Below are 24,942 nucleotides of genomic sequence, written 5' to 3'. Positions count from 1 at the left end.
GACGCCGAGGCCGCCGTCGGCGCGACGGTGGCCCAGGCGGTCCGTGGGCTAGGCGGGTAGCGCGTAGGAGACGCCCGTGAGGGTCTCGGAGACGTCCCAGAGGCGCTCGCCGTGCCGGTTCGCCTGCGGGGGCGCGGGCACCTTGGCGGGGGCGCCGCGGTACTGGAGGAGGCGGGGGCCGTAGCAGGCGCCGCCCTCGACGTCCGCGGTGGCGGCGTACAGGGACGGCAGCGCGCCCGCGGCGGCGGACTGGGCGATCACCGCGTTGCCGATGCCGGTGGCCTTCTCCATGAACGTGTTGCCCTGCATCTTCGGGCCGGTCTGCTGGAGGTTCGTCGCGGCGTAGCCGGGGTGGGCGGCGACGCTGGTCAGCTCGGGGACACGCCGGTCCAACTCCTTGGCGAAGACCAGGTTCGCGAGCTTGGCCTGGCTGTAGGCGGCCCACTTGCGGTAGCGGCGCTCGCCCTGCAGGTCGCCGAAGTCGAAGCGGCCCGTCCACGCGAAGCCGGACGTCACCGTGACGACGCGGGCGGACGCCGCGCGCAGCGCCGGCAGCAGCAGGCCGGTGAGCGCGAAGTGGCCGAGGTGGTTGGTGCCGAACTGCATCTCGAAGCCGTCGGCGGTGGAGCGGTGCGGGATGGCCATGACGCCCGCGTTGTTGACCAGGATGTCGAGCGGGTCGTCGCCGTACCGGGCCGCGAACGCCCGGACGGACGCCAGGTCGGCGAGGTCCAGCGAGCCGAGCGCGATGTCCGCGCCCGGCGCGGCGGCGCTCATCCGGTCGAAGGCCGCCTGGCCGCGTTCGGCGCTGCGGCAGGCCAGCAGGACGGACGCGCCGTGCCGGGCCAGTTGGAGGGCGGTGTGGTAGCCGATGCCGCTGTTGGCCCCGGTGACGACCGCCCGCCGGCCGGACAGGTCCGGGATGTCGTTCGCCGTCCAGCCCCGCATGGGCACCTCCACGTCCGGTCGGACCTCACAAGCTAGACGGGCCATCGAATAGCGCGCAACGCGCCCCGCTGTGACGCGATTCACACCCGCGCCGCAGCGGAGGGCGGTCGCGCGGTCAGGCGGGCAGGTTCTTCTCGATGGCGCCGACGACCTCGGCGGACTCCGGTTCGGCCTGCGGCGCGAACCGGGCCGCGACCGCGCCGTCCGGGGCGATCAGGAACTTCTCGAAGTTCCACCGGATGTCGCCGGTATGGCCCTCGGCGTCCGGGACGCCGACGAGGTCCCGGTAGAGCGGATGCCGGCCGGGCCCGTTGACCTCGACCTTCTCCGTCATCGGGAACGTGACGCCGTACGTCGCCGAGCAGAACTCGGCGATCTCGTCGGCGGTGCCGGGCTCCTGGCCCATGAACTGGTTGCAGGGGACGCCGAGGACGGTGAAGCCGCGCTCCGCGAACCGCTCCTGCAGCCGCTCCAGGCCGGAGTACTGCGGGGTGAGGCCGCACTTGGAGGCGACGTTGACGACGAGCACGGCCTTGCCCCGGTACTGCGCGAGGTCCGCGGAGCCGCCCCGCAGACCCTCGATCTCTACGTCGAAGACAGACATGAGGCCGATCCTAGGAGATCACCCCCGCGATCGGCCCCGGCCGGTCACTTGCCCAAGGCGTTCACGAAGGCGGCGAGCTGGTTGCCCGCGTTGCCGAGCTGGTCGAAGGCGTTGTTGACCACTCCGGCCGCATCCGTCGGTGAGCTCAGCAGGTAGAAGATGACGAAGGCGATCGCCACATAGCGAATGTTCTTTTTCATCCGTACGCCCGTCCCTGGTTGTAGCGCGCGACACAGTTGACCCGATCCAATTGTGCCCAGCGGCGTCTGCCCGCAAAGCGGGATTTTACTGTGACGCGGGCGCCACCGCTTGGTGCCCCGGGCGCGTAGAAGCCCCGTACCGCGGGGGGTACGGGGCCGGCGGCCGCCCGTCAGCTCGGGATGGCGCTCATGAACTGCGACAACGACTCCGCCGCGTTGCCGAGCCCGCTCAGGGCGTTGTTGACCAGATGCGCCGCCCCGTCGGGCTTGCTGATGACGTACCACGCCACGAAGGCGATGGCGGCGATCTTGAACTGCTTCTTGTTCACTCAAACCACCCTCTGCGGTCGCTTGCCTACACAGAGTAGTGCCCAAGGGTGGTCGGACGGAGAGCAAGACCGGGCAAAGAGACCGTCAGGTCCGCTTGGCGTGCTCGGTGAGGTACTCGATGTACATCGGCCTGAGCGCGTCGCCGACCTCGCCCTCGCCCGCGTGGGTGAACTCCTCCAGCAGCGACAGGCCGTGGAAGAGGTCGAACTCGGCGCGGTCGACCTCGCCAGTGGCCGCCGCCGCGGCCGGGATGGCGCGCAGCAGCTCCCACAGGAAGCCGACGTCCCGCCGTTCCCTGGCGAGGTCCATCGCCCGCCGGTGCAGTTCGGTCGAGGGCAGCTCGTCCAGCTTCACGCCGTCCGGCGTCACATCGGACATGATCCGACTGTAACCGGACCCGTCACTTGGTGATGGCGTCCGGCGGGATCGGCTGGTCCTGCTTGAGCGCGTCGAAGAGCCTGGACGCCTTCGCCTTGTCCCAGGTGATGTAGGACCCGGCCGCCGCCGAGCTGCCGCTGCCGCCGATCGGCACGGTCGTCGTCACGCCGTTGTCGCCGCTCACGCCCTTCATCTCCCACATCATGCGGACGAGGTCGTACAGGTGGTCGTTCTCGTCCACCAGGAAGTTGCTGGTGGCGTTCATCGCCAGGGGCACGCCGCGGAACGGGTTGAGCATCGTGCCGGGGCTCGTCGCCTTCTTCATCAGGGCGGCGAAGAACTGGCGCTGGTGCTCCACGCGTTCGAGGTCGGCGCGGGCGAACGCGCGGGTCCGCACGTAGCCGAGCGCCTGGCCGCCGTCCAGCGTCTGGCAGCCCGCCTTGAGGTTGAGCCCCGCCTTGGGGTCCTTGATGTTCTCCTTGACGCAAATGTCCACGCCGCCGACCGCGTCCACGACCCCCACGAAGCCGCCGAAGCCGATCTCTGCGTAGTGGTCGATGTGGACGCCGGTCGTCTTCTCCACGGTCTCCACGAGCAGCTTGGGGCCGCCGAAGGAGAACGCCGCGTTCAGCTTGTTCGACCCGTGCCCCCGGATCGGGAGGTAGGAGTCGCGGGGCAGGCTGATCAGGGACGTCCCGCCCTGGCCGTAGTGCAGCAGCATCATCGAGTCGGTGCGGCGGCCGCTCGCGAACCCGGTGGCGAGCCGCTTCTGGTCGGCCTTCGACAGTCCCTCGCGGCTGTCGGACCCGACGATCAGCCAGTTCGTGCCGGGCGTGTCGGCGACGCGGCCGGGATAGTCGACGAGGACCGACTCCCGCTTCAGCCGCGAGTCCAGGTAGAAGTAGCCGCCCACGAGGACCAGCAGCAGCACGACGAAGACCGCGCCGAGCACCCGCGGCCAGCGGCGCCGCCGGCGGCGCCGGACCGGCGCCCCGCCGCGCGGGCCGCCCTCGCCGAAGCGCGCCCCGGCGAGCTGGTCGCCCGCGTACGGGTCGTCGTAGGAGTCGCCGTACGGATCCCGTCCGTAGCTGGCGTGCTGGTGCGCCCGGCCGTCGTTCATGCGTAGACCTTAGACAACCCGGAGGGGGTCGCGCGTCCATCCGCCGCATGATTCGCCACTGGAACAAATCACCGCGCTATGTGACACATGAAGCGGACACCGTCCCCCGTACGGCGCACACTGCCCCCTGGCGGGGTGTACGCAGGGAGGGTGGCGCATGGGTGGACGACGGCGTTTTTCGAGGTGGACGCGTCGCCGTGGAGGCGGCGCGCGGCATGAGGAGGCCGCTGCCGGGCCCGAGCTTCCGGAGCTGTCCGCGCACCGGTGGCACGAGAAGGACAGGGAACTCGCCGAGACGGGGCTCGGCACGGTCGCACGGCGGCTGCCGGCGGTGATCGCGCAGGCCGCCGGGCTGGCCTGGCGGGCGAGCCGGGTCGACACGGTCGCGACGATCTCCCTCAACCTCGTCGCGGGGGTCTTCACGGCGTTCTGGCTGCTGGCGACGACCGGCGTGCTCACCGCGCTGTTCAGCGCGGCGCCGACGCCGTCCCGGGTCCGGGACGCGCTGCCGTCGCTGGCGCTGGTCGCGGGCGCCGTGGCGCTGCGGGCTGCGCTGCAGGCGTGCGCGGGCTGGTCCCAGTCCCGGCTGGACCCGCAGGTGCAGCGGCTCGCCGAGCTGCGACTGTACGAGGCGGCGACCGCGGTGGACCTGACCGCGCTCGACGACTCCGACTTCCTGGACGAGCTGCAGCGCGCCCAGACCCGGGGCATGATGTCGGCCCCCCGGGTCGTCCAGCAGGCGGTGGACGTCCTCACCGGGCTGGTGGGGATGGCCGCCGCGGCGGGCACCCTCGGCGTGCTGCACCCGCTGCTGCTGCCGCTGCTCCTGCTGACCGCCGTCCCGGAGGGATGGGCGGCCGTGCGCAGCGCCCGGATGCGGTACCTGACGATGCTCTCCCTGGTCGAGGTCGCGCGCCGCAAGTGGATCCTGTCCGACCTGATGGTCGAGCGGAAGCACGCGGCCGAGGTGCGCTCGTTCACCATGCGGCCGTTCCTGCTGGACCAGTACGACCGGTCGGCCGCCTACCAGCGGAGCGTCGAACTGGACCTGGCTCGCCGGCAGACCATCGCGCGCGTCACCGGCGACATGCTGAAGGGCCTCGCCACGGCGCTCGTCTACATCGCGCTCGGGGTCATGCTGTGGAAGGGCGCGGTGCCGCTGGCGGTGGCGGGCACCGCCGTGCTGGCGATCCGCTCCGGGCAGTCGTCCCTGGCCAACCTGGTGTTCGCGGTCAACCAGTGCTACGAGGAGGGCCTCTACTTCGGGGACTACCTCACCTTCTGCGACGCCGCCGAGAAGCGGATCCCGCAGCGCGCCTCGGCTCCGGCCGGGGACCGGCGGCTGCCGGACGACTTCGCGCGCATCCGCGTCCGCGACGTCGTGTTCACCTACCCGGGCGCGGACGCACCGTCGCTCAACGGCGTCTCGCTGGACCTGCGCAAGGGCGAGGTCGTCGCGCTCGTCGGCGAGAACGGCTCCGGCAAGACGACCCTCGCCAAGATCATGGCGGGCCTCTACGACCCCGACGCCGGCGAGGTCCGGTGGGACGAGGTGCCGCTCACCGCCGTCCCGCCGCAGGACGTGTGGGAGCGCATCGCCGTCATCGCGCAGGAGTACACGCACTGGCCGATGACCGCCCGGCAGAACATCACGATGGGGCGCGGCGCCGACGGCCCCGACGGCCGGGCCGCGGGCGGCGAGGAGGACCCGGCGATGCTCGCCGCCGCCCGCGCGGCCGGCGCCGACGAGGTCGTCGCGGAGCTCTCCCGCGGCTACGGGACGCTGCTGGACCGCCGGTTCAAGGGCGGCGCCGACCTGTCCGGCGGCCAGTGGCAGCGGCTCGCGGTGGCGCGCGGCTTCTTCCGCGACGCGCCGCTGCTGATCTGCGACGAGCCGACCGCCGCGCTGGACGCGCGGGCCGAGCACCAACTGTTCGAGCGGATCCGCCTGCACGCCGACGGCCGGACCGTGCTGCTGATCACGCACCGGCTGGCCAGCGTCCGGTATGCCGACCGGATCTACGTCCTGGAGCGCGGCGAGGTGATCGAGGAGGGCGACCACGCGGCGCTGATGGCCCGCGGCGGCCTCTACGCCGACCTGTACTCGCTGCAGGCCGCCGCGTACGCCGCCGACGGCCCGCAGGCACAGGCCGGTTAGATGTAGAGGCGGGCTAGATGTAGAGGCCGTAGGCGCGGTCGTCCTCGCGGGCCGGGGCGTCCGGGACGTCCTCGGGCCGCAGCAGGCCCACCTCCGCCGCGCCGACCTCGCGGCCCTCGTCGTGCCCGGCGGTGATCCGCTGCGCCTGCCGGGAGATCGCCGCCTCCAGCAGGTTGCGGACCAGCCGGGCGTTGCCGAACGAGGCGCCGCGCGGGTGCGCGGCGACGCGGTCGCGCAGCGCGTCCAGCACCCCGGGCGCGAGCGCGAACCCGGCCTCGGCCGCCATGTACTCGAAGATCGTGACCAGCTCGTCGTCGGTGTAGTCGGGGAACCGCAGCCGCTTGGGGAACCGGGACTTCAGCCCCGGGTTGGCGTCCAGGAACCGCTCCATCTCGGCGTCGTAGCCGGCCACGATGACGACCAGGTCGCCGCGGTGCTCCTCCATCAGCCGCAGCAGCTCGGCGATCGCCTCGTGGCCGAAGTCGCGCCGGTCGCCGCCCGCCGACGACAGCGCGTACGCCTCGTCGACGAACAGCACGCCGCCGAGGGCGCGCTCGACCGCGGCCCGCACCCGCGGCGCGGTCTGCCCGACGAACTCGGCGACGAGGTCGGCGCGGGTGACCTCCACCAGGTGCCCGGACGACAGCAGGCCCAGCCGGGCGAACACGGCCGCGATCAGCCGCGCGATCGTCGTCTTGGCGGTGCCCGGGTTGCCCATGAACACCATGTGCCGGGCCGGCGGCGCCGGGGACACCTTCGCGTCGCGCCGCAGCTGCTCGGCGCGGACCTCGGCGACCAGCGCGGCCACCTCGCGCTTGATGTCGGCCAGCCCGATCAGCCGGTCGACCTCGGCGAGCGGGTCGCCGGGCACGTCGTCGCGGCCGCGGGTGAGGGTGTCGGGGACGTCCTCCACCAGGATCACGTCGAGGGACTCGGTCTCGTCGACGATCCCGTCGGCGAGGACGCGGCGGCCCTGCATCGCGACGGCCCGGTCCAGCAGGTTCGTCATGATGCGGACGTTGCCGAGCCCGCGCTCGCGCGGCGCCGCCTCGACCAGCGCGCGGACCTCCTCCAGCACGCCGGGGGCCAGCTCGAACCCCGAGGCGGCGGCCTTGGCCGCGAACACCTGCACCAGCTCGTCGTCGGTGAGGTCGGCGAAGCGGATCGTCCGGGGGAAGAACTCGGCCAGGTCGGGGTGCGCCTTCAGCAGCCCGTTCATCTCCGCGTGCGGGCCGGTCAGCACGACGACGAGGTCCTCGGTGTGCGCCTGGACACTGGTCAGCAGGACGTCCAGGACCTCCCGGCCGCGCGCGGCGTCCGCCGACACCGACACCAGGGCGTGCGCGTCCCGCACCATCAGGACGCCGCCGTGCGCCTCCTCCACGGCGCGCCGCACCCGCAGCACGCTCTCACTGGCGTACTCGCCGAGCAGGTCGGCGCGCTCCACCTGGACCAGGTGGCCGGACGACAGCACGCCGAGGTCGGCGTAGATGCGGCCGAGGATGCGCGCGACCCGGCCCTTGCCCGTTCCGGGGTTGCCGGTGAAGACCAGGTGCCGGGGCCGCGTCCGCGCCGTCATGCCCGCCTCGCGGCGCAGCCGCGCGGCCCTGGCCTCGGCGATCAGGGCGTCGACCTCCCGCTTCACGGGCTCGATGCCGACGACGGCGGCCAGCTCGGCGAGCGGATCGCCGTCGGCGGGGCGGCCCGCGATGAGGCGCTGCGGCAGGTCGGCGTCGGTGACCTCGGCGGCGTCGCCGGCGGTCGCGTCCCAGCGGGCGCGGGCGGCGGCGACGGCCTCGGCCGCCAGGTGCTCGGCGAGCCGGGCGCCGCGCAGGTTCAGCAGCGGCGGGGTGCGGCGGAGCATCCCGCCCGCGGCCGCCGCGGTCTGCGCGGCGGCGCGCGCGCCGCGGCGCGCGACCGCGAGGGCGAACAGCTCGGCGAAGTCGTCCTCGGCGAAGTCGCGGGTGCGGGCGACGTCGAACGCCCGGACCAGCGCCGGGTTGGCGTCGAACAGCCGCCGGTCGCCGCCGGGCCGGCACAGCGCGACGACGCTCAGGGACGGCGCGCGGGCCATCAGCCGGCGCAGCTCCTCCGCGGCGGCGGCGCCGCAGCGCTCGTGGGCGGCGAGCTTCTCCAGGTCGTCGACGACGAGGAGCATCCGCCCCTCCAGGCATTCGCGGACGCGGGCCTGCAGCCACAGGACGGCGTCGCTCACGCCCAGCGACGCGAACACCTGGTCGGAGACCCACAGCGCCTCCCGGACGGCGCCGCCCTCGGCGAGCATCGCCTCGGCGAGCTCGGCGGCGGTGCCCTTCCCGGTGCCCTCCGGGCCGGCGATGAGCAGCCGGACGGCCCGCTCCCCCGCCAGCCGCGCCGCGACCGCGTCCCGCAGCGCGCGCGACAGCTCGGGCTGCCCGACGAGCCCCGGCTCCGGCACGGCCACCCGGCCCGGACGTGCCTCCTCCGCGGGCTCCTCCGCCGACGTCCCGCTTCCGAACGCCAGGGTGTTGAAGACGCGCCGGACGGTGAACAGCCGCCGCAGATCGGTCTGGAACGCGCGCACCGGTACCCGGCATTTCGGGCTGACCGGCGCCTCGGGCAGCCCCTGCGCCGCGCCGGTGACGCGGACGGCCATGTCCAGCCAGGCGCGGGCCGCGTCGGCCTCCCCCGCGACCAGGCCCCGCGCCAGCCACGCGCGCACGTCCTGCTGCCACGCCTCGGCGGAGAACCCCTCGCGCGCCGCGCGGAACCGCTCCTCCACGTTCTCGTACCGCACCGTGCCGAGCACGACCGCCAGCTCGGCCGGGACGACCGGCGCGCCGGCCGCCAGCAGCAGCCGGGCCAGCGCGGCGTCGGGCCCGTCCCCGTCGGCCACGGCCTCCGACAGCCGCCGGTGCGCGGTGTCCAGGCCCTCGCACGCCCAGCCGAGGTAGCCGACCGGGCCGGCGAGCTCCGGCAGGACGGCCAGTTCCTCCCCGGTCAGCGCGGAGGTCCAGGCGTCCTCCAGGCGCCCGTTCGGGACGGACATGTCCACCTCGCGGAGTTCCGGGTCCGCCGCCCGCCGGTCGAACAGCCCGATCAGCGCCCGCCGGCGCCGCTCCACCGGCTCCAGCCCCTCGAAGACGTCCAGCCCGGCCCGCGCCAGCTCGAACATCACCGCGCGCCGCTCCGGGTCGTCGCCCGCCGGCTCGGGCAGCCACAGGCCCGGCGGGCGCCACCGCCCGCCCTGGCTGAAGAACGCCGACGGATCCCGCACCGCCGACTCCGGCGTCGCGAGGAAGTCCGAGAGCAGTTCGTAGTCGACGTCACCGCGCGACCCGCCGCGGACCGCCGACGCCCCCAGCAGGAACGTCAGCAGCGACCACTGCTCGGCGCCGGCCGCACTGGTGCGGTCCCCGTAGAAGTCGCTGAGCCGCCGCGTCAGCACGACCGCGCGCTCGTCGGTGTTGTAGGCGACCGCCCGTTCGCGGATCTCCTCGTACAGGCCGTCGGGCACCCGCCAGGGGCCGTGCGCGTAAACGTCCAGCACGGGCTCCTCGGTGAGGAGCACTTCGAGATGGTCCGGCAGCCGGGGGGCACTCACGGAGTCGGTCTCCTAGACAGCGGAGGGGCACGTCCGACAGCACCCTACGACCCGGCACGATCCGGCACACCCCCGTCGCGCCGGGTTGGCAGGCGGCCCGTCGTCGGCGATAGTTGTCACATGGAAAGCATCTCCCGGACGGCCCTCCGGGAGGCGCTGTGCTCACAGGAGGGGAACCCCCCGTGCCACCTTTGGAAGTGACCACGCGGTCGGACGGCGGGCGCACCGTCGTCCGGCTGTGCGGAGAGCTCGATATCGCCTGCTCGGAAGACCTGCGCAGGTCCCTCAACGAGGCGCGCCGCGAACACGGCGAGCACCTCGTCCTCGACCTGGCCGACCTGGAGTTCATGGACTCGAACGGCCTGTCGGTCATCGTCGCCTGCTACAAGGCCGCGACCGCCGCCGGCGGCAGCCTCACGCTCGCCGGCCCGCGCCCGATCGTCCGCCGCACCCTGGAGATCACCGGGCTCCACCGCCGCATCCCCGTGACCGCCACCCTCGCGGAGGCGCTGCCCTGACCTGAGTTACAGCGGGAGGGGGGTGGGACGCTTGGGGCTGCGGCCGTCGCCGGAGGAGCGTCCGGTGGCCCGGCGGCCGATCCACGGGACCAGGTACGTGCGGGCCCAGCGGACGTCCTCGCGGCGCAGCGTGAGCCAGTCGGCCCGGTCGAGGGGCGGCCACGGCTCGCGCCAGTCGCCCTCGGCGGGGACGCCGATGACGCCCGCGACGAGCAGGGCCATGCGGCGGTGCCCCTCCGGCGACAGGTGCAGGCGGTCCTCGTGCCAGGCGCGGGGGTCGTTGAAGGCGCGCAGCGGCCACAGGTCGACGACGTCGCAGCCGCGGCGATCGGCGATGGCGCGCAGGTGCATGTTGTACGTCGCCGCCTTGCCGCGGATGCGCGAGCCGGAGCGCAGGCCGCGGGTGTCGAAGCCGGTGAAGACCACCACCCGGGCGCCGGTGCCGCGCAGCCTGCGGACGGCGTCGTCGAACACGACCGCGAGCGCGTCCGGGTCCGCGCCCGGGCGGATCATGTCGTTGCCGCCCGCGCAGAGCGTGACGAGGTCGGGCTCCAGCCCGACGGCGCGCGGCACCTGGTCGTCCACGATCTGGCGGACGAGCTTGCCGCGGACCGCGAGGTTGGCGTAGCGCAGGCCGGGGCTCCGCGCGGCGATGTGCTCGGCCAGCCGGTCCGCCCAGCCGCGGAACGCGTCGTCCTCGCCCGGGTAGGGGTCGTTGAGGCCCTCGGTGAAGCTGTCGCCGATGGCCACGTACGTCCGGATCTGCTCCACTTCGCCCATCGCGACCCCCGACACTGATTCATGGTCAATCACGAGGATTAATCATGCATCGTGCACACGACTTACGCGACCGTAACCGCGGCCGTGCCCGCGCCGGTGGCCGCGACCGGCCCCGGCCGGGGGTCTCAGGTCCAGCTCGGCGACGTGCTGCCGGGCTGCGCGGGCGCGGCCGCGTGCGACCCGCCCGAGTGCACCGACATCGCGTGCTTGACCAGCGTGATCAGCACCTGCTTGGTGGACTCGCGGCTGCGCGCGTCGCACTGGACGATCGGCACGTGCGAGCTGATCGACAGCGCGTCGCGAATGTCCTCGACCGCGTACTGGAACTCGCCGTGGAACCCGTTGACGCCCACCACGAACGGCAGGCCGAGCTCCTCGAAGTAGTCCACCGCGGCGAAGCAGTCCTCCAGCCGGCGGGTGTCGACCAGCACGACGGCGCCGATCGCGCCGCGCACCAGGTCGTCCCACATGAACCAGAACCGGTGCTGCCCGGGGGTGCCGAACAGGTACAGGATCAGCTCGCTGTCGAGCGACACGCGCCCGAAGTCCATCGCGACCGTGGTGGTCGTCTTGTCCGGAACGGCCGACAGGTCGTCCACGTCGGCGCTGGCGGCGGTCATCACCGCCTCCGTGGTGAGCGGCATGATCTCCGAGACCGAGCCGACGAAGGTGGTCTTCCCGACGCCGAAGCCGCCGCCAACGACGATCTTGACCGAGGTCAGCTCGGCCTCTCCGCCGTGCGGCCCCGGGGGCGGAACCTGGTCAGAGCTTCCGAAGGCCACTGAGCACCCTTTCTAGCAAGCGGAGGTCCGGCTGTCCGCCGGCGGTGGTGGAGGACTGCGACTGGTGCAGGCGCAGCAGTCCCTCGACGGCCATGTCGGCGACGAGCACGCGCGCCACGCCGAGCGGCAGGCGCAGCAGCGCCGACACCTCGGCCACCGAGCGGGCGGAGCGGCACAGGTCCATGATCGCCCGGTACTCCGGGGTCAGCACGGCCACGTCCCGCGGCGGATACGGCGCCGCGGTGACCAGCGCCTCGATGGCCAGGTCGTAGCGCGGCTTCGTGCGCCCGCCGGTCACCGCGTAGGGGCGCACCAGCGAGCTGGACTCGCTCTCCTCGCGTTCGGGGGGACGCCCCGGCGCCGGTACGCGGCCCTGGTCACCGGGCCAGCGTCCGGGGCCGCCAGGACCGCCCGGACCGCCTCCGTAGTGACTGCCTCGATCCATGTCGCCGACCTCCGTCAGAGTCAGTCACGGTCAATAGCGGGCGGGGCCGGCGCCCATCTCGGTGACGGGCGGCCCCGAGTACGGCGGCTGCTCCTGGGCGCGCAGCGCGGGGGTCAGCACCCGGCCCACCCGCTCCACCAGCAGCGTCATCTCGTAGGCGACGAGCCCGAGGTCGCAGTCGGGCGCCGCCAGCACCGCGAACACCGAGCCGTTCGTGATGGACATGACGAACAGCAGCCCGCGGTCCATCTCGACGACGGTCTGGTTCACCCCGCCCGCGTCGAAGATCTTCGCCGCGCCCTGCGTCAGGCTCATCAGCCCCGAGGCGATCGCCGAGAGCTGGTCCGCCCGCTCGGGCGGGAAGCCCGAGGAGTAGGCCATCGGCAGGCCGTCCGAGGAGACCACGACGGCGTGCGCGACCTTCGCGACACGGTCCGCGAAGTTCGTCACCAACCAGTTGAGATCCTGCCCGCTCACCGGGTGCCTCCTGTCTCGCCGTCACCCTGTGACGGCGCCTCACCTGACGTGCTTCCGCCGCGTGCCTCGTTGCGCCCCCGGTGGACGCCGCGCTGCAGGCTCGCGAAACGGTTGCGTACGAAGTCGGCCGACTGGCCGTATCCCTGCTGGTCCTGCACCTGCTGACCGGGCACCGGCTGACCGGGCGCCGGCCGGCTCTCGGACCGGCGTCCCTGCACAGACTGCCCCTGACCGGGCCCGCCCGGCAACGGCCCGCCCGCCGGCGGCGCCGCCGGCGGCTGCGCCGGGGCGGCCGTCTGGGCGCGGCCGACCGCGCCGGGAACGCGGTTCTTGCCGGGCACCCGCTTGGGCAGCCCCACGCTCGTGCGGGACGCCGCCACCGGCTTGCGAGCGGCCTCGGCGGCGCGGAAACCCGCGTCGGCGGGCGACTCCCAACCCTTCACCGGATCCTCCCCGGATGTGCTTCCGGACCTGCGCTGGAACCATTCGGACTGCATCGCGTCGAAGATGGGCGACCGCTCCGGGCCCCGCGGCGGCGCCTTCGGCTCGGGCCGCGCGGGCGGCGGGGCCGCGGCCCGCATGGCCGGCTCGGGGGCGGGCGGTTCCGGGGCGTACTCCTCCGCGCGGGCCGGCGGCGCGCCGTCGGCGTAGGCGTCGGGGTAGCCGTCGGAGTAGGCGCCGGCCTGCGCCGGACCGGAGTCGCCGACCGGGATCGGCCCGGTCTCCCACGGGATCTGCCGCGCCGCGCCGGGCTCGGGCACCATCGGCTGCGCCTCCGGCACGACCGACTGCGGTCCGGTGCGGCCGCTCGGCCGGTAGACGCCGTTGCTCCCGGTGGAGCCGTGCTCGGCGGGCTCCTGCGCACGCTCGGCGCGCGGCTGGAAGAGCCCGTTCGGCGCGCCGTCGTCGGACGGGCGGCCCGGCAGGTGCGCGCCCGGCTCGCGGACGGGCAGCTCGCCCGGACGGCGCGGCGGCTGCCGGTCGCCGGGCTGGTAGGGGTCCTCGGCCTGGCGGCGGCGCTCGCGCGGCGGGCGCCGCTCGATGGGCGGCACCGCCGACTGCGGGCCGGTGCCGGAGAACCCGCCGCCGACCGGGATCGGGCCCGTCTCGCCGATGACCGGCTGGGCGTCGGTGCCGCCGCGGACGGGCCGCAGCGGTCCGGTGCCGCCGACCATGGGGTTCCCACCGGTGCCGGCGCCCGCCGGGGCGCCCATCGGCTGCCCGGCGGGGCCGTAGCCGTCCTGCCGGAACGCGCCGCCCGGCGCGGCCGGCGGCTCGGCGGCCGTCGTGGTGAGCGCGGCGAGCTGGCCGGCCGAGCCGGACTCGCGCGGCCCGAGGCCCCGGGCGGCGAGGCCGCCGGAGTCGCCGGGCGTGACGGCCGCGTCCGGCAGCACCACGAACGCGGTGAGCCCGCCGCCCTGCGCGGCGCGCAGCTCCACCCGGATGCCGTGCCGGACGGCCAGGCGGCCGACCACGAACAGGCCCATGCGGCGCGCCGCGGAGAAGTCGATGACGGGCGGGTTCGCGAGCCGCCAGTTGGCCTGCTCCAGCTCCTCGGTCGACATGCCCACGCCGTTGTCGGTGATCTGCAGCATGCAGCCGCCGCCGCTCAGCATCTGCCCGGACACGGTGACCTTGGTGTGCTCGGAGGAGAACGCGGTGGCGTTCTCCACCAGCTCGGCCAGCAGGTGGACGAGGTCGTTGACGACGGGGCCGGCGACCGCCATGTCGCCTTGAACCCGCAGCGCCACCCGCTCGTACTGCTCAACCTCGGACAGCGACGCGCGGACGACGTCGATGAGCGGGACCGGCTTGTTCCAGCGCCGCACCTGCTCCTGGCCGCCGAGGACGAGGAGGTTCTCCGAGTTGCGCCGCATGCGGGTGGCCAGGTGGTCCAGCCGGAACAGGTTCGCGAGCTGCTCCTCGTCGCGCTCGCTCTGCTCCAGCTCCTCGATCAGCCGCAGCTGGCGCTCGATGAGCGACTGGCTGCGCCGGGAGAGGTTGACGAACATCGCGTTGATGTTGCCGCGCAGGACCGCCTCGTCGGCCGCCAGCCGGACCGCTTCGCGGTGGACCTCGTCGAAGGCCCGCGCGACCTGGCCGATCTCGTCGGTGGAGTCGATCTCGATCGGCTCGACCTCGATGCCGCCCGCCGCGGCCTCCGGGTCGCGCAGCCGGTCGACCAGGCCGGGCAGCCGGGTGCTGGCGACGTCGAGCGCGCCGGACTGCAGCCGGCGCAGCGGCCGCACCAGCGAGCGGGCCACGACGATGACGGTCGCCAGCACGATCGCGAGGACGAGGAACAGCAGGATCCCGTCCCGGACGGCGGCGGTCTGCGCGTCGGACTCGGCGTCGTGCGCGGACACCGACAGGTCGGCGGCGATGCTCTGCTCCACCGCGCGGAGCTTGTCGACGCGGGACCCGGAGTCGGAGGTCCAGCCGCGCGCGACCTTCGCGCCGAGCTTGGCCTGCAGCTGCGGCGACTTGTCGGCGATCGCCAGGGCGCGCAGCCGGGTGAACTCCGCGCGGTCCAGCTCGGGGCCGGTGACGGTGTCCTCGAACAGCTGCAGCTGGGACGCCGTGGCGGAGCTGCGGAACGCGGCGATGCTCGTGTTCATGTCCGCGCGGGCGTCGTCGACGGAGTCGCGTTCGAGCGGCTCGAACCGGCCCTGCCAGAGCGCGGCGGAGATCAGCGCGCGCTCGCGGGACGCCGCGTCCTTGGCGTTGGCGAGGTCGGCGAGGGCCAGCGCGGTCTGCGCCAGCTCGGGCGTCGGCGCGTCCTGCGAGACCAGCAGGTGGAAGCTCGTGAAGTCGTCGATGAACTCGCTGTACTTGTCGATGATCGGGCCGGGCGCGAGGCGCGCGGACAGCTGGCGCAGCGAGGGGAGCTCGGTGACGCGGTTCACGACGTTGCCGAGCACCAGCTTCATCGCGGGCGAGTCGGGCTGGACGACCGCGGCGGCGTCGCGCACCTTCCGCGCGGCGGAGTCCACCGATTCCTGGCGCGATTTCAGCGCCTCCGGGCTGACGGCGCGGGAGCCGCCGGCGGCCCTTTCCGCCATCGCGTCGCGCTCGTTCTCGACCTCGTGCGCGAGAGCGGTCAACTGATTACCGAGCGTGGCCAGTTGACCCGTCCGCGCATAGGCGTCGGCGTTGTCCATCGACACCGATACGCGGTACCCCGCGAGCAGCGCGGCCACGATCGTGGGCACCGCGATGAGGGCGAACAGGCGCGTGCGCACGCGCCAGTTGCGCAGCTTGAACCGGCCTGCCAGCGAGCCCCGCTTCGGGGCGTCCTCGCTGGCAGGCGGGGCTGGCTGAGGGGACTGCGGGGCCGACTCGGCCCCTTCGGCTTTGCGCACTGCCCTCCGCTACCTCTCCATGGATCGACCGCTCGCGGCGCGCGGTTCCCGGTCACGGACCTGAACGGGATTCGGGTCGCGGCACCTGTCCGCACCACTGCGGGCAAGCGCCGAACATTGCAACACAGAGCCACCAACATGGCCAACCCGAATGATCACACAGGTCTGGACTTGTGATGCAGAGGATACGAATGTCACTGCCTGTTGACGTCTGTTCACATTTATGCATGTAAAGCTCGCATCCCGCCCATGACGCCCCCACGGTGCGCTACGCTCCCCGCTCGTTGAAAGATCAGCTTTCAGCCAGCTTCCCCCGCAAAATGGAGCGTTGCTCATGTCTGCTTCCCACCGCCGCGCAACCGTCAGTGGCGCGCTCGCCATCGCGGTAGCGCTCACGGCGGTCGCCTGTGGCGACTCCGATGACAAGAAATCGGCGAACGGGCTGGAGAAGTCCAACATCACCCTGGGCACCATGACCGTGGCCGACACCGCGCCGATCCAGCTCGCGATCAGCAAGGGCTACTTCAAGGCCGAGGGCCTCAGCGTGAAGACGCAGGTCATCCCGGGTGGCGCCGCCGGCATCCCGCTGCTGAAGAGCGGCCGCCTGGACTTCAGCTTCGGCAACTACGTCTCGCTGCTCACCGCGGCGACCAAGGACCCCGGCTTCAAGCCGATGATCGTCGCCGAGGGCTTCCAGAGCGCGTCCAAGACCCACACGCTGATGGTGCGCAAGGACTCCCCGTACCACACGGTCAAGGACCTGGCCGGCAAGAAGATCGGCGTCAACACCAAGCGGAACATCAGCACGCTCCTGGTCCGCGCCGCGGCCCAGCCCGAGGGCGTGGAGTTCGACGAGGACAAGAACTTCGTCGAGGTCGCCCCGCCCGCCATGGAGCAGGCCCTGAAGTCCAAGAGCGTCGAGGCCGTCCAGGCGATCGAGCCGTTCGGCACCCAGATGCAGGAGACCATGGGCGCCCGCATGGTCGCCGACCTGTCCAGCGGCCCCACCGCCGACTTCCCGATCGCGGGCTACGCCTCCACGGAGAAGTTCACCAAGGAGAACCCGAAGACGGTCGCCGCCTTCCAGCGCGCGCTGACCAAGGCGCAGGGCGAGTGCGCCGACCGCAAGGTCGTCCAGGACATCCTGCCCACCTACGCCAAGGGCATCGACGCCAAGGTCGCGTCCACGATGAGCTACGGCACGTACCCGACCTCGCTGAACGCCACGCGCCTGCAGCGCGTCGCGGACTTCATGCAGCAGTTCGGCTACGTTGACAAGCGCATCGACGTCAAGCAGTACATCGCCACGCCGTCGTCTTCATGAACCTTCGCCGCATCGCTTTGGGCGCCGCCGGGGCTGCCGGGGTGGTCGCCGTCCTCGAGGTCATCAGCCGTTCCGGCCTCGTGGACGCGACCGCCCTGCCCCCGGCGTCGGTCGTTCTCCGGGAAGCCGCCAAGCTCGCCGTCGACCAGGAGTTCCTGATCGACGTCGGGGCCACGCTCAAGGCCTGGTTCGGCGGGCTCGCACTGTCGGTCCTCGTGGCCGTCCCGCTGGGCGTCCTGCTCGGCTCGGTGCCGTTCCTCGGCACCGCCGCGCGCGCCCTGGTCGAGTTGCTGCGCCCGATTCCGTCGGTCGCGCTGATCCCGCTCGCCATCATCCTGTTCGCCAGCCCCACGCAGATGAAGATGTCCCTGATCTTCTACGCGTGCCTGTGGCCGATCCTCATCAACACCCTCTACGCGCTCCGCGACGTCGACCCGGTCGCCAAGGAGAGCCTGCGCAGCTTCGGGTTCGGGACGCCGTCCGTGCTGTGGCGCGTGTCGCTGCCGAGCGCCGCTCCGTTCATCGCCACCGGCATCCGCATCGCCGCCTCCGTGGCGCTCATCGTCGTGATCAGCACCGAGCTGATCGCCGGCGGATTCGACGGCGTGGGCATCTATCTCTCCGACACCCAGTCCGGCGGCGGCCAGACCGACCTCATGCTGGCGGGCGCCGTGTGGGCCGGGGCCCTCGGCCTGGTGGCCAACGTCGCGCTGCTCGGGATCGAGCGGGTCGCGTTCCGCTGGCAGTCCGCCCGCGCGGAGGGGGTCGCATGAGCGCGGTACACGAAGGGATGCCGGTCACCACGGCCCCCAGGCAGGGAGCCGGCGTGAAGGTCCTGAAGGGGGTGCTCGGCTTCGCCGGACGGACGTGGCTGGTCGCCGGCTTCCTGGCCCTGTGGGAGGTCGTCACCCGCGCGGTGAACGAGACCTACTTCCCGCCGCCGACCACGATCGTCAAGACGCTGCACGAGCTGTGGTTCTCCGGGTCCGCATCGCACCTGTTCCTCACCGAGGACGCGGTGGACGACTTCTCCACCAGCCTGGCGCACCTGTTCATCGGCTGGGCCGCCGCCGGCGCGCTCGGCGTCGTGATCGGCGCGGCCATCGGCCGGTCGCGGACGATGAACGACCTGTTCGACCCGGTGCTGCAGTTCCTGCGCGCCGTGCCGCCGCCGACCCTGGTGCCGTTCTTCATCATGGTGTTCCAGCTCGGCGCGACCATGCAGATCGTCACGATCGCGTTCGGCGTGGTGTGGCCGGTGCTGCTCAACACCGCCGACGGCGTCCGCACCGTGGATTCGCTGCAGCTGGAGACGGCCCGCGTGTTCGGCATCGGCCCGGTGCGCAGGCTGCTGACCATCGTGCTGCCCGCGGCGGCGCCGAAGATCTTCGCGGGACTGCGGGTCGCGCTGTCGTTCGCGCTGATCCTGATGGTGATCTCCGAGCTGTTCGGCAGCACGGCCGGCATCGGCTCCGAGCTCATCGGCGCGCAGCGCACCTTCGAGCTGCCGCGGATGTGGGCCGGGATCGTGATGCTGGGCATCCTCGGCTTCCTGTTCAACGCCGTGTTCATGCTGCTGGAACGGCGCCTGCTGGCGTGGCACGCGGGTGCGCAGAGGCTCGCGAGTTGACGATGACCGCCACGCAGACGAACCTCAAGACGAACACACGAGAAAAGGCGGCCGCGATGCTCCAGATAACCGGCCTCAACCACTCCTACGCCGACGGTCACCTGGCCCTCGACGGACTCGACCTCACCGTCCCGGACGGCGAGATGGTCAGCATCGTCGGCCCGTCCGGCTGCGGCAAGTCCACGCTGCTGCGCTGCATCGCCGGGCTGATCCGCCCCACCGGCGGCACCCTCACCCTGAACGGCACGCCGATCGACGGGGTGCCCGACGACCTCGCCGTGGTCTTCCAGGACTACAGCCGCTCGCTGTTCCCCTGGCTGACCGTCCGCGACAACGTGGCGCTGCCGCTGCGCCGGCGCGGGAAGTCCCGCGCGGAGCGGCGCGCCGCCGCGGAGGAGGCGCTGGAGTCGGTGGGCCTCCCGGACGCCGGGCGCAAGTACCCGTGGCAGCTGTCGGGCGGCATGCAGCAGCGCGTCTCGATCGCGCGGGCGCTCGCCTACCGCCCGTCCCTCATGCTGATGGACGAGCCGTTCGGGTCCGTGGACGCGCAGACCCGGGAGGACCTGGAGGACCTCGTCCTCCAGGTGCACCGCAAGGAGAAGATGACGATCCTCCTCGTCACGCACGACATCGACGAGAGCGTCTACGTCGGCGACCGGGTCGTGGTGCTGAACCGCTCCCCCGCCCGGGTGCACGCCGACCTGCCGGTCACCCTGCCGTCCACCCGCGACCAGATCGAGACGCGGGGGCTGCCGGAGTTCGTCCGGCTGCGCGCCGAGGTCGGCCGGCTGGTCCGCGGCGGCGCCAAGGTGCCGGGCGCGGCGCCCGCCGCGCCGGCCGGCGCCGAGGCCGCGCTGGGGGGCAAGCCGGCGAAGTGACACCGGCCGCCTGGAGCGGCGTACGACCGACACCGGGGCGGACCGGGCACGCTGGGTGCCGGGTCCGCCCCTGCGAACGAAGGGGCGTTTCACATGGGCGTGCACGACATCCGCGTACTCATCGTCGGAGCCGGCATCGGCGGGCTCACCACGGCGTTAAGCCTGCACGAGGCGGGGATCGAGGCGCTCGTCGTCGACTCCGCCGCGCAGCTGCGGCCGCTCGGCGTCGGCATCAACCTGCTCCCGCACGCGGTCCGCGAGCTGACCGAGCTCGGCCTCGGCGGCGACCTGGCCGACCTCGGCATCCCCACCGCCGAGATGGTGCACTTCGACCGGTACGGGGGCCGGATCTGGGGCGAGCCGCGCGGCCGCGCGCTCGGCTACCACTGGCCGCAGTACTCGATCCACCGCGGCGAGCTGCAGATGGCGCTGCTGGACGCGGTGCTGGCGCGGCTCGGCAAGGAGTCCGTCCGCACCGGCACGGTCTTCGAGGGCTTCGAGCAGGACGGGGCGAAGGTGCGGGCCCGGCTGCTCGACCGCGCGTCCGGGACCGCCGAGACCGTCGAGGCGGACGTGCTGGTCGGCGCCGACGGCCTGCACTCGTCCGTCCGCGCGCAGCTGCACCCCGGCGAGCCGGCGCCGCTGTGGAACGGCATCCGGATGTGGCGCGGCCTCACCGAGGGCGAGCCGTTCCTCACCGGGCGGACACTGGCCGTGGCGGGCAGCAACACCGCGTCCAAGATGGTCGTCTACCCGATCTCGATGCGCGCCGAGCGGCGCGGGAAGGCCCTGCTCAACTGGGTCGCCGAGGTCAAGCTCCCGGCCGACCGGCTGACCACCTCCGCCGACTGGAACCGCACCGGCCGGCTCGACGACGTGCTCCCCTACTTCGCGGACTGGACGTTCGGCTGGCTGGACGTCCCGGCGCTGCTGTCCGGGTCCGCGGAGATCCTGGAGTACCCGATGGTCGACCGGGACCCGCTCGACCGGTGGACGTTCGGCCGCGTCACCCTGCTCGGCGACGCCGCCCACCCGATGTACCCGATCGGGTCGAACGGCGGCTCCCAGGCCGTCCTCGACGCGCGGGTCCTCGCGCACCGGCTGGCCGGGGCGGCCGACCCCGCCGACGGGCTGCTCGCCTACGAGGCCGAGCGCCGCGAACCGGTCAACGCGATCGTCCTGGCCTGCCGGGACATGCCCGCGGACCGCGTCCTGCACACCGTGAGCGAACGCGCGCCGCAGGGGTTCGAGCGCATCGAGGACGTCCTGTCCCCCGACGAGCTGACCGCCATCACCGGCGCCTACCGCAAGACGTCGTTCGACGACGTCGAGGCGCTCAACACGCGGCCCTCGTACACGACCGCGAGCTGACGGGACGGCGTCCGGGCCGGGCTCGCCACGGGCGCGGTGAGGTCCGCCTCACCGCGCCCGTGTTCCTTGCTGTCACGTGACCGAGTGATCCGGAGTTGTCCTCCGGGCCTGGGCGCCTTCATGGCCATCCTGCGCCTCACCGGGCCGAGCGGAGGCCGTGACGGCGGCGAGCCGGGCCTCCATGGCGCGGGCGGCGCGGCCGTAGAGGACCGGGTCGTCGTGCAGGAGGGCGCCGGCCGCGCCGCCGCGGCAGACGGCGTCAAGTTCGAAGGCCAGCTGGGGGACGTCGGCGGACGCGTCGATCTCGCCGCGCTCCTGCGCCTCGCGGAGGCAGCGCTCCAGGAAGGCGCCCCAGTCCCGCTGGGAGGCGGCGATGGCGTCGCGGACGCGGCCGGGGCGGGCGTCGAACTCGGCCATCGTGGACTGGAAGAAGCAGCCGCCGGGGAAGACGGGGGCGCGCTGGTAGCGCTGCCAGGCGTCCAGCAGCACGCGGACGCGCCCGAGCCCCTCGGCGACGGCGAGGGCCGGCTCGACCACGTGCTCGCGGAACACGGCGGCCGCCTTACGGACGGTCGCGAGCTGCAGTTCCTCCTTCGAGCCGAAGTGCGTGAACACGCCGCTCTTGCTGATGTGCAGCTCGGTGGCCAGCCGGCCGATCGACAGGCCCTCCAGTCCCTCGGCCGAGGCGATGTCGGCCGCCCGGCACAGGATGGCGTTGCGGGTCTGCTCGCCCTTGAGGAGCCGTCCGTCGATGCTCACGCGCCCTAATGTGCACGACCGTTCGTTCAAAGTCAATGCGCCTGACCCCTTGACGGCGGGGCCGTACAGAGAAGAAAGTACGATCGTTCGTTTACTTTTCTTCCCGGAGGGCCCCGCTCATGACGACCGAGACCACCGCCGCACCGCCGCTCAGGGCGGCGGCGCGGCGGGACGTGCCCTGGCTGGCGGCCGGGGCGACGTTCCTGGCCATGCTCGACGCCACCGTGGCGAACCTGGCCGTCCCCGACCTGCACGCCGACTTCCCGGGCACCCCGCTGTCCCGGCTGACCTGGGTGATCACCCTGTACGCGGTGCCGTTCGCGGCGCTGCTCGCGCCCGCCGGGCGGCTCGCCGACCTGGTCGGGCGGCGGGCGCTGTACCTGTGGGGCGCCGGGCTGTTCACGCTCGCCTCGCTGGCCTGCGCGCTGGCGCCCAACGTGCCCGTCCTGCTGGCGACGCGCGGCGTGCAGGGCGCCGCGGCCGCCGCGCTGATCCCCGCGTCGCTGGCCCTGCTGCTGCGCGACACGCCCGCCGAGCGGCGCGCGAGCGCGATCGGGCTGTGGAGCGCCGCGGGCGCGTTCGCCGCCGCCATCGGCCCCGGCGTCGGCGGGGTGCTGGTGGACCAGTTCGGCTGGCGGTCCCTGTTCGTCATCAACGTGCCGGTCGGCGCGGCGATGCTGCTCGGCGGGCTGCGGCTGCCGCGCGCCCGGGGCGAGGCGGGGCGGCTGCCCGACCTCGCGGGGACGGTCCTGCTCGGCGCCGGCGTCGCCGGCATCGTCCTCGGCGTGACCCAGGCGCAGGACTGGGCCTGGACCGGCGCCCGCACGCTCGCCCTGCTCCTCGGCGGCGCCCTTCTCCTCGCCCTGGCCCTCTGGCGGTCGGCGCGGCACCCGGTGCCCGCGCTGGAGATCTCGCTGTGGCGCAACCGCGGGTTCGCCGCCGCGAACGCCGCCTCGTTCCTGTACGGGACGGCCCTGTACGCGTGGCTGCTGCTCGGCGTCCTCTACCTGACCGCCGAATGGGACTACTCGATCCTCAAGGCGGGCTTCGCCTCGACGCCCGGCGCGTTCACCGCCACCGCCGCGGCGATCGTCATGGGCCGGCTGACCGGGCGCATCGGCGTCCGTCCCGCGATGACCGGCGGAGCGCTGGTCATGGTCGCCGCGGGGGCGTGGACGATCGCCTCGCTGCCGGCCGACCCGCACTTCCTCACGTTCTGGCTCCCGGTCGGCCTCCTCGTCGGGACGGGCATGGGGATGGTCACCACCGGCACCGCCTCCGCCGCCGCGCTGTCGGCCGGGCCGCTGCGGTTCGCCGGCGCCACCGGCCTGAACACCACGGCCCGCCAGATCGGCGGCGCGTTCGGCATCGCCGTCCTCGCCGCGCTGCTGCCCGCCGGGGCCGTGCACGACGACTACACCGCCGTCTACCTGTTCTGCACGCTGGCCGCCGCCGGCGCGGGCCTCGCCGGCCTGCTCCCGGCCGTCCGGCGCACCCCCGCGTGAAGGAGGAGACGATGACCGAGACGACCCTGTCCGAGTGGACGGATCCGGCCGTCCTGCCCGCCGCCGAGGCCGCCGCGCTGCTGGCGGACGCTCCCTGGCGCAGGATGGCGACGATCGGGGACAGCGTCGCGGCGGGCGTCCGCGACCCGGTGCCCGGGTACCGGGACCTGTCCTGGACCGACCGCGTCGAGGAGGCGCTGCGCCGGGTGGCGCCGGAGTTCACCGCGCTGAACCTCGGCCGCCGCGACCTCGTCGCCGCCGAGGTCGCGGCCGCGCAGTTGCGGCCCGCGCTGGAGTTCCGGCCCGACCTGGCGTTCGTCGTGGCGGGCGGCAACGACATGCTGCGCCGCGAGTTCGACACGGCGGGGGTGCGGCGCGAACTGGCCGCGATGATCTCCGCGTTCCGCGCCGCCGGCGCCGACGTCGTCACGATCGGGCTGCTGGACATCACCGTCGCGGGCCTCGGCCCGCCCCGGTACCGGGACGTCATGTCGGCCCGGACGCGGCGGCTGGCCGCGCTGACCGCGGACGTCGCCGCCGAGTTCGGGGCCTGCCACGTCGACAACCCGCCGGACCATCCGGTGGCGGCCGACCCCGGCATCTACAGCGCCGACCAGCTGCACCTCAACGCGCGGGGGCACGCGTTCGCCGCCGCCAACACGGTCCGCGCGCTGGCCGCCTACTTGGCGTCGGCGTAACGGTCGACGACGGCGATCTCCATCGGGAAGACGACGGGGGTGCCGCCGAACAGCAGGCGGCGCGCCTCGTCGGCCGCGGCGTGGACGGCGGCGACGACGTCCTCGGCGAGGCAGGCGGGCGCGTGCACGATGACCTCGTCGTGCTGGAAGAACACCAGCCTGGGCTCACCCGGCGCAGCGCGCGGACCGGCGGACGGCTGGAGCGCGGTGAGGCGGCGGCGCAGGGAGCCGAGGAGGGCGAGGGCCCAGTCGGCGGCGGTCGCCTGGACGACGAAGTTGCGGGTGAAGCGGCCCCGGCTGCGCAGCGCCTGCGCCGCCGTCGGAGCGGCGGGCGCGTCGTCGTCGCCCGCCGCGGTCAGCTCGCGCCACCCGGCGGACGGCGGCGGGCAGGTGCGGCCGAGCCGGGACCGGACGAGGTGCCCCCGCTCCCCCGCCCGCGCGGCGGCCTCCACGTACTCGAACGCGTCCGGGAACCGGTTCCTCAGGACGGCGAGCAGCTGCGCGGCCTCGCCCGTCCCGCCCCCGTACATGGCCGACAGCAGCGCGAGCTTGGCCTTGTCGCGGGCGCTGCGGCCGCCGTCGCCGTCGTCGCGGAAGGCGTCGGAGAGGGCCGCGTAGAGGTCGCCGTGCGCGGCGGCCTCGGTGAACGCGCGGTCGCCGGCGAGGGCGGCGAGGACGCGCGGTTCGAGCTGGGCGGCGTCCGCGACGACCAGCACCCAGCCCGGGTCGGCGACGACCGCCCGGCGCAGCACGCGCGGGATCTGCAGCGCCCCGCCGCCATGGGTCGCCCAGCGCCCCGACACCACGCCGCCGACCACGTACTCGGGGCGGAACCGCCCGCCGCGCACCCACGTGTCGAGCCACGCCCAGCCGTGCGCGGTGTGCAGCCGCGACAGCTCCTTGTACTCCAGCAGCAGCGGGACGGCCGGATGGTCGAGCCGCTTGAGGACGTGCGCCCGCGTGGACGGGATCGGCAGCCCGGCGGAGGCGAACGCCTTGAGGATCTGCGCGGGCGAATCGGGATTGACGTGGACCCTGGGCGCCGAGCGGAGCTCGTCGGTTGACTGGTGGTGGGCGGGGGCTGGAGGACGG

The 24,942-nt window shown here is 73.5% G+C and carries 23 protein-coding genes; 9 read left to right on the top strand and 14 right to left on the bottom strand.

From position 1 onward, the window contains the following. Positions 1–48: 48 nt before the first annotated feature. The 6 genes from E1284_RS15395 to E1284_RS15380 form a co-directional block, all read right to left on the bottom strand. Positions 49–948 (bottom strand): oxidoreductase, encoded by a 900-nt coding sequence (locus tag E1284_RS15395; protein ID WP_131939761.1) that lies wholly within the window; start codon positions 946–948, stop codon positions 49–51. Positions 949–1,063: 115 nt separating this feature from the next. Next, entirely contained in the window at positions 1,064–1,552 is a 489-nt protein-coding gene (locus tag E1284_RS15390) for a glutathione peroxidase (protein WP_131939760.1), read from the bottom strand. A 44-nt stretch (positions 1,553–1,596) separates the two neighbouring features. Then, positions 1,597–1,752, bottom strand: a complete 156-nt coding sequence (locus E1284_RS41480) for a hypothetical protein (protein WP_165965280.1) — start codon at positions 1,750–1,752, stop codon at positions 1,597–1,599. A 170-nt stretch (positions 1,753–1,922) separates the two neighbouring features. Then, complete coding sequence (locus E1284_RS41475) at positions 1,923–2,081, bottom strand: hypothetical protein (RefSeq protein ID WP_165965279.1); 159 nt, start codon at positions 2,079–2,081, stop codon at positions 1,923–1,925. An 85-nt stretch (positions 2,082–2,166) separates the two neighbouring features. Then, on the bottom strand, positions 2,167–2,460 hold the full coding sequence (locus tag E1284_RS15385; RefSeq protein ID WP_131939759.1) for a hypothetical protein: 294 nt from the start codon (positions 2,458–2,460) through the stop codon (positions 2,167–2,169). Between the two features lie 22 nt (positions 2,461–2,482). Continuing rightward, the gene (locus tag E1284_RS15380; protein WP_131939758.1) at positions 2,483–3,580 is read right to left on the bottom strand and encodes an LCP family protein; all 1,098 of its coding nucleotides are present in this window, start codon (positions 3,578–3,580) and stop codon (positions 2,483–2,485) included. A 157-nt stretch (positions 3,581–3,737) separates the two neighbouring features. Between E1284_RS15380 and E1284_RS15375 the strand changes: the two genes are divergently transcribed. Further along, complete coding sequence (locus tag E1284_RS15375) at positions 3,738–5,738, top strand: ABC transporter ATP-binding protein (protein WP_131939757.1); 2,001 nt, start codon at positions 3,738–3,740, stop codon at positions 5,736–5,738. 13 nt (positions 5,739–5,751) lie between these two features. Here the strand turns inward: E1284_RS15375 and E1284_RS15370 are convergent, their stop codons facing one another. Then, positions 5,752–9,321, bottom strand: a complete 3,570-nt coding sequence (locus tag E1284_RS15370; RefSeq protein WP_131939756.1) for an AAA family ATPase — start codon at positions 9,319–9,321, stop codon at positions 5,752–5,754. 182 nt (positions 9,322–9,503) lie between these two features. Between E1284_RS15370 and E1284_RS15365 the strand changes: the two genes are divergently transcribed. Next, the gene (locus E1284_RS15365) at positions 9,504–9,839 is read left to right on the top strand and encodes an STAS domain-containing protein (protein WP_165965278.1); all 336 of its coding nucleotides are present in this window, start codon (positions 9,504–9,506) and stop codon (positions 9,837–9,839) included. Positions 9,840–9,845: 6 nt separating this feature from the next. Here E1284_RS15365 and E1284_RS15360 read toward each other — a convergent pair whose 3' ends face one another. From E1284_RS15360 to E1284_RS15340, 5 genes are all read right to left on the bottom strand, one after another. Then, positions 9,846–10,619, bottom strand: a complete 774-nt coding sequence (locus E1284_RS15360; RefSeq protein ID WP_131939775.1) for an SGNH/GDSL hydrolase family protein — start codon at positions 10,617–10,619, stop codon at positions 9,846–9,848. 125 nt (positions 10,620–10,744) lie between these two features. Beyond that, positions 10,745–11,341, bottom strand: coding sequence for a GTP-binding protein (locus E1284_RS15355; RefSeq protein ID WP_131939774.1), 597 nt, complete (start codon positions 11,339–11,341; stop codon positions 10,745–10,747). Positions 11,342–11,381: 40 nt separating this feature from the next. Next, positions 11,382–11,846: a DUF742 domain-containing protein gene (locus E1284_RS15350; RefSeq protein ID WP_131939754.1), complete on the bottom strand. Its 465-nt coding sequence runs from the start codon at positions 11,844–11,846 to the stop codon at positions 11,382–11,384. Between the two features lie 30 nt (positions 11,847–11,876). Next, positions 11,877–12,323: a roadblock/LC7 domain-containing protein gene (locus E1284_RS15345; RefSeq protein ID WP_067635689.1), complete on the bottom strand. Its 447-nt coding sequence runs from the start codon at positions 12,321–12,323 to the stop codon at positions 11,877–11,879. Continuing rightward, positions 12,320–15,565 carry a sensor histidine kinase gene (locus E1284_RS15340; RefSeq protein ID WP_131939753.1) on the bottom strand — a complete coding sequence of 1,082 codons (3,246 nt, stop codon included), beginning with the start codon at positions 15,563–15,565 and terminating at the stop codon, positions 12,320–12,322. Before E1284_RS15340 ends, E1284_RS15345 begins: the two co-directional genes overlap by 4 nt. 454 nt (positions 15,566–16,019) lie before the next feature. On the opposite strand from E1284_RS15340, the gene E1284_RS15335 reads away from it, so the two are divergent. From E1284_RS15335 to E1284_RS15315, 5 genes are all read left to right on the top strand, one after another. Beyond that, complete coding sequence (locus E1284_RS15335; RefSeq protein WP_131939752.1) at positions 16,020–17,009, top strand: ABC transporter substrate-binding protein; 990 nt, start codon at positions 16,020–16,022, stop codon at positions 17,007–17,009. Then, positions 17,006–17,782, top strand: coding sequence for an ABC transporter permease (locus E1284_RS15330; RefSeq protein WP_131939751.1), 777 nt, complete (start codon positions 17,006–17,008; stop codon positions 17,780–17,782). The genes E1284_RS15335 and E1284_RS15330 overlap by 4 nt, the downstream gene beginning before the upstream one ends. Positions 17,783–17,835: 53 nt before the next feature. Continuing rightward, positions 17,836–18,639: an ABC transporter permease gene (locus tag E1284_RS15325; protein WP_243714493.1), complete on the top strand. Its 804-nt coding sequence runs from the start codon at positions 17,836–17,838 to the stop codon at positions 18,637–18,639. A 2-nt stretch (positions 18,640–18,641) separates the two neighbouring features. Next, complete coding sequence (locus E1284_RS15320; RefSeq protein ID WP_243714492.1) at positions 18,642–19,517, top strand: ABC transporter ATP-binding protein; 876 nt, start codon at positions 18,642–18,644, stop codon at positions 19,515–19,517. Between the two features lie 93 nt (positions 19,518–19,610). Beyond that, the gene (locus E1284_RS15315) at positions 19,611–20,888 is read left to right on the top strand and encodes a flavin-dependent oxidoreductase (RefSeq protein ID WP_165965277.1); all 1,278 of its coding nucleotides are present in this window, start codon (positions 19,611–19,613) and stop codon (positions 20,886–20,888) included. Between the two features lie 72 nt (positions 20,889–20,960). Here E1284_RS15315 and E1284_RS15310 read toward each other — a convergent pair whose 3' ends face one another. Beyond that, on the bottom strand, positions 20,961–21,647 hold the full coding sequence (locus E1284_RS15310; protein WP_243714491.1) for a TetR/AcrR family transcriptional regulator: 687 nt from the start codon (positions 21,645–21,647) through the stop codon (positions 20,961–20,963). A gap of 119 nt (positions 21,648–21,766) precedes the next feature. Here E1284_RS15310 and E1284_RS15305 point away from each other — a divergent pair, with 119 nt between their 5' ends. Further along, complete coding sequence (locus tag E1284_RS15305) at positions 21,767–23,152, top strand: MFS transporter (protein ID WP_131939750.1); 1,386 nt, start codon at positions 21,767–21,769, stop codon at positions 23,150–23,152. 11 nt (positions 23,153–23,163) lie between these two features. Next, positions 23,164–23,850 (top strand): SGNH/GDSL hydrolase family protein, encoded by a 687-nt coding sequence (locus tag E1284_RS15300; RefSeq protein WP_131939749.1) that lies wholly within the window; start codon positions 23,164–23,166, stop codon positions 23,848–23,850. Here E1284_RS15300 and E1284_RS15295 read toward each other — a convergent pair. Then, positions 23,832–24,942, bottom strand: a 1,111-nt coding sequence (locus E1284_RS15295; RefSeq protein WP_131939748.1) for a bifunctional 3'-5' exonuclease/DNA polymerase, incomplete at its 5' end; no start/stop codon positions are given. The genes E1284_RS15300 and E1284_RS15295 overlap by 19 nt on opposite strands.

Source organism: Actinomadura bangladeshensis, from assembly GCF_004348335.1.
Lineage (GTDB): Bacteria > Actinomycetota > Actinomycetes > Streptosporangiales > Streptosporangiaceae > Spirillospora > Spirillospora bangladeshensis.
The sequence above is the reverse complement of the archived record's forward strand: the minus strand, read 5'-3'. Positions and strand labels throughout refer to the sequence as shown.

Bases quoted from the DNA above. Each gene is read 5' to 3' on its own strand.
- E1284_RS15395 (WP_131939761.1), bottom strand. From the start codon at position 948: ATGCGGGGCTGGACGGCGAACGACATCCCGGACCTGTCCGGCCGGCGG.
- E1284_RS15390 (WP_131939760.1), bottom strand. From the start codon at position 1,552: ATGTCTGTCTTCGACGTAGAGATCGAGGGTCTGCGGGGCGGCTCCGCG.
- E1284_RS41480 (WP_165965280.1), bottom strand. From the start codon at position 1,752: ATGAAAAAGAACATTCGCTATGTGGCGATCGCCTTCGTCATCTTCTAC.
- E1284_RS15385 (WP_131939759.1), bottom strand. From the start codon at position 2,460: ATGTCCGATGTGACGCCGGACGGCGTGAAGCTGGACGAGCTGCCCTCG.
- E1284_RS15380 (WP_131939758.1), bottom strand. From the start codon at position 3,580: ATGAACGACGGCCGGGCGCACCAGCACGCCAGCTACGGACGGGATCCG.
- E1284_RS15375 (WP_131939757.1), top strand. From the start codon at position 3,738: ATGGGTGGACGACGGCGTTTTTCGAGGTGGACGCGTCGCCGTGGAGGC.
- E1284_RS15360 (WP_131939775.1), bottom strand. From the start codon at position 10,619: ATGGGCGAAGTGGAGCAGATCCGGACGTACGTGGCCATCGGCGACAGC.
- E1284_RS15350 (WP_131939754.1), bottom strand. From the start codon at position 11,846: ATGGATCGAGGCAGTCACTACGGAGGCGGTCCGGGCGGTCCTGGCGGC.
- E1284_RS15335 (WP_131939752.1), top strand. From the start codon at position 16,020: ATGTCTGCTTCCCACCGCCGCGCAACCGTCAGTGGCGCGCTCGCCATC.
- E1284_RS15330 (WP_131939751.1), top strand. From the start codon at position 17,006: ATGAACCTTCGCCGCATCGCTTTGGGCGCCGCCGGGGCTGCCGGGGTG.
- E1284_RS15320 (WP_243714492.1), top strand. From the start codon at position 18,642: ATGACCGCCACGCAGACGAACCTCAAGACGAACACACGAGAAAAGGCG.
- E1284_RS15315 (WP_165965277.1), top strand. From the start codon at position 19,611: ATGGGCGTGCACGACATCCGCGTACTCATCGTCGGAGCCGGCATCGGC.
- E1284_RS15305 (WP_131939750.1), top strand. From the start codon at position 21,767: ATGACGACCGAGACCACCGCCGCACCGCCGCTCAGGGCGGCGGCGCGG.
- E1284_RS15300 (WP_131939749.1), top strand. From the start codon at position 23,164: ATGACCGAGACGACCCTGTCCGAGTGGACGGATCCGGCCGTCCTGCCC.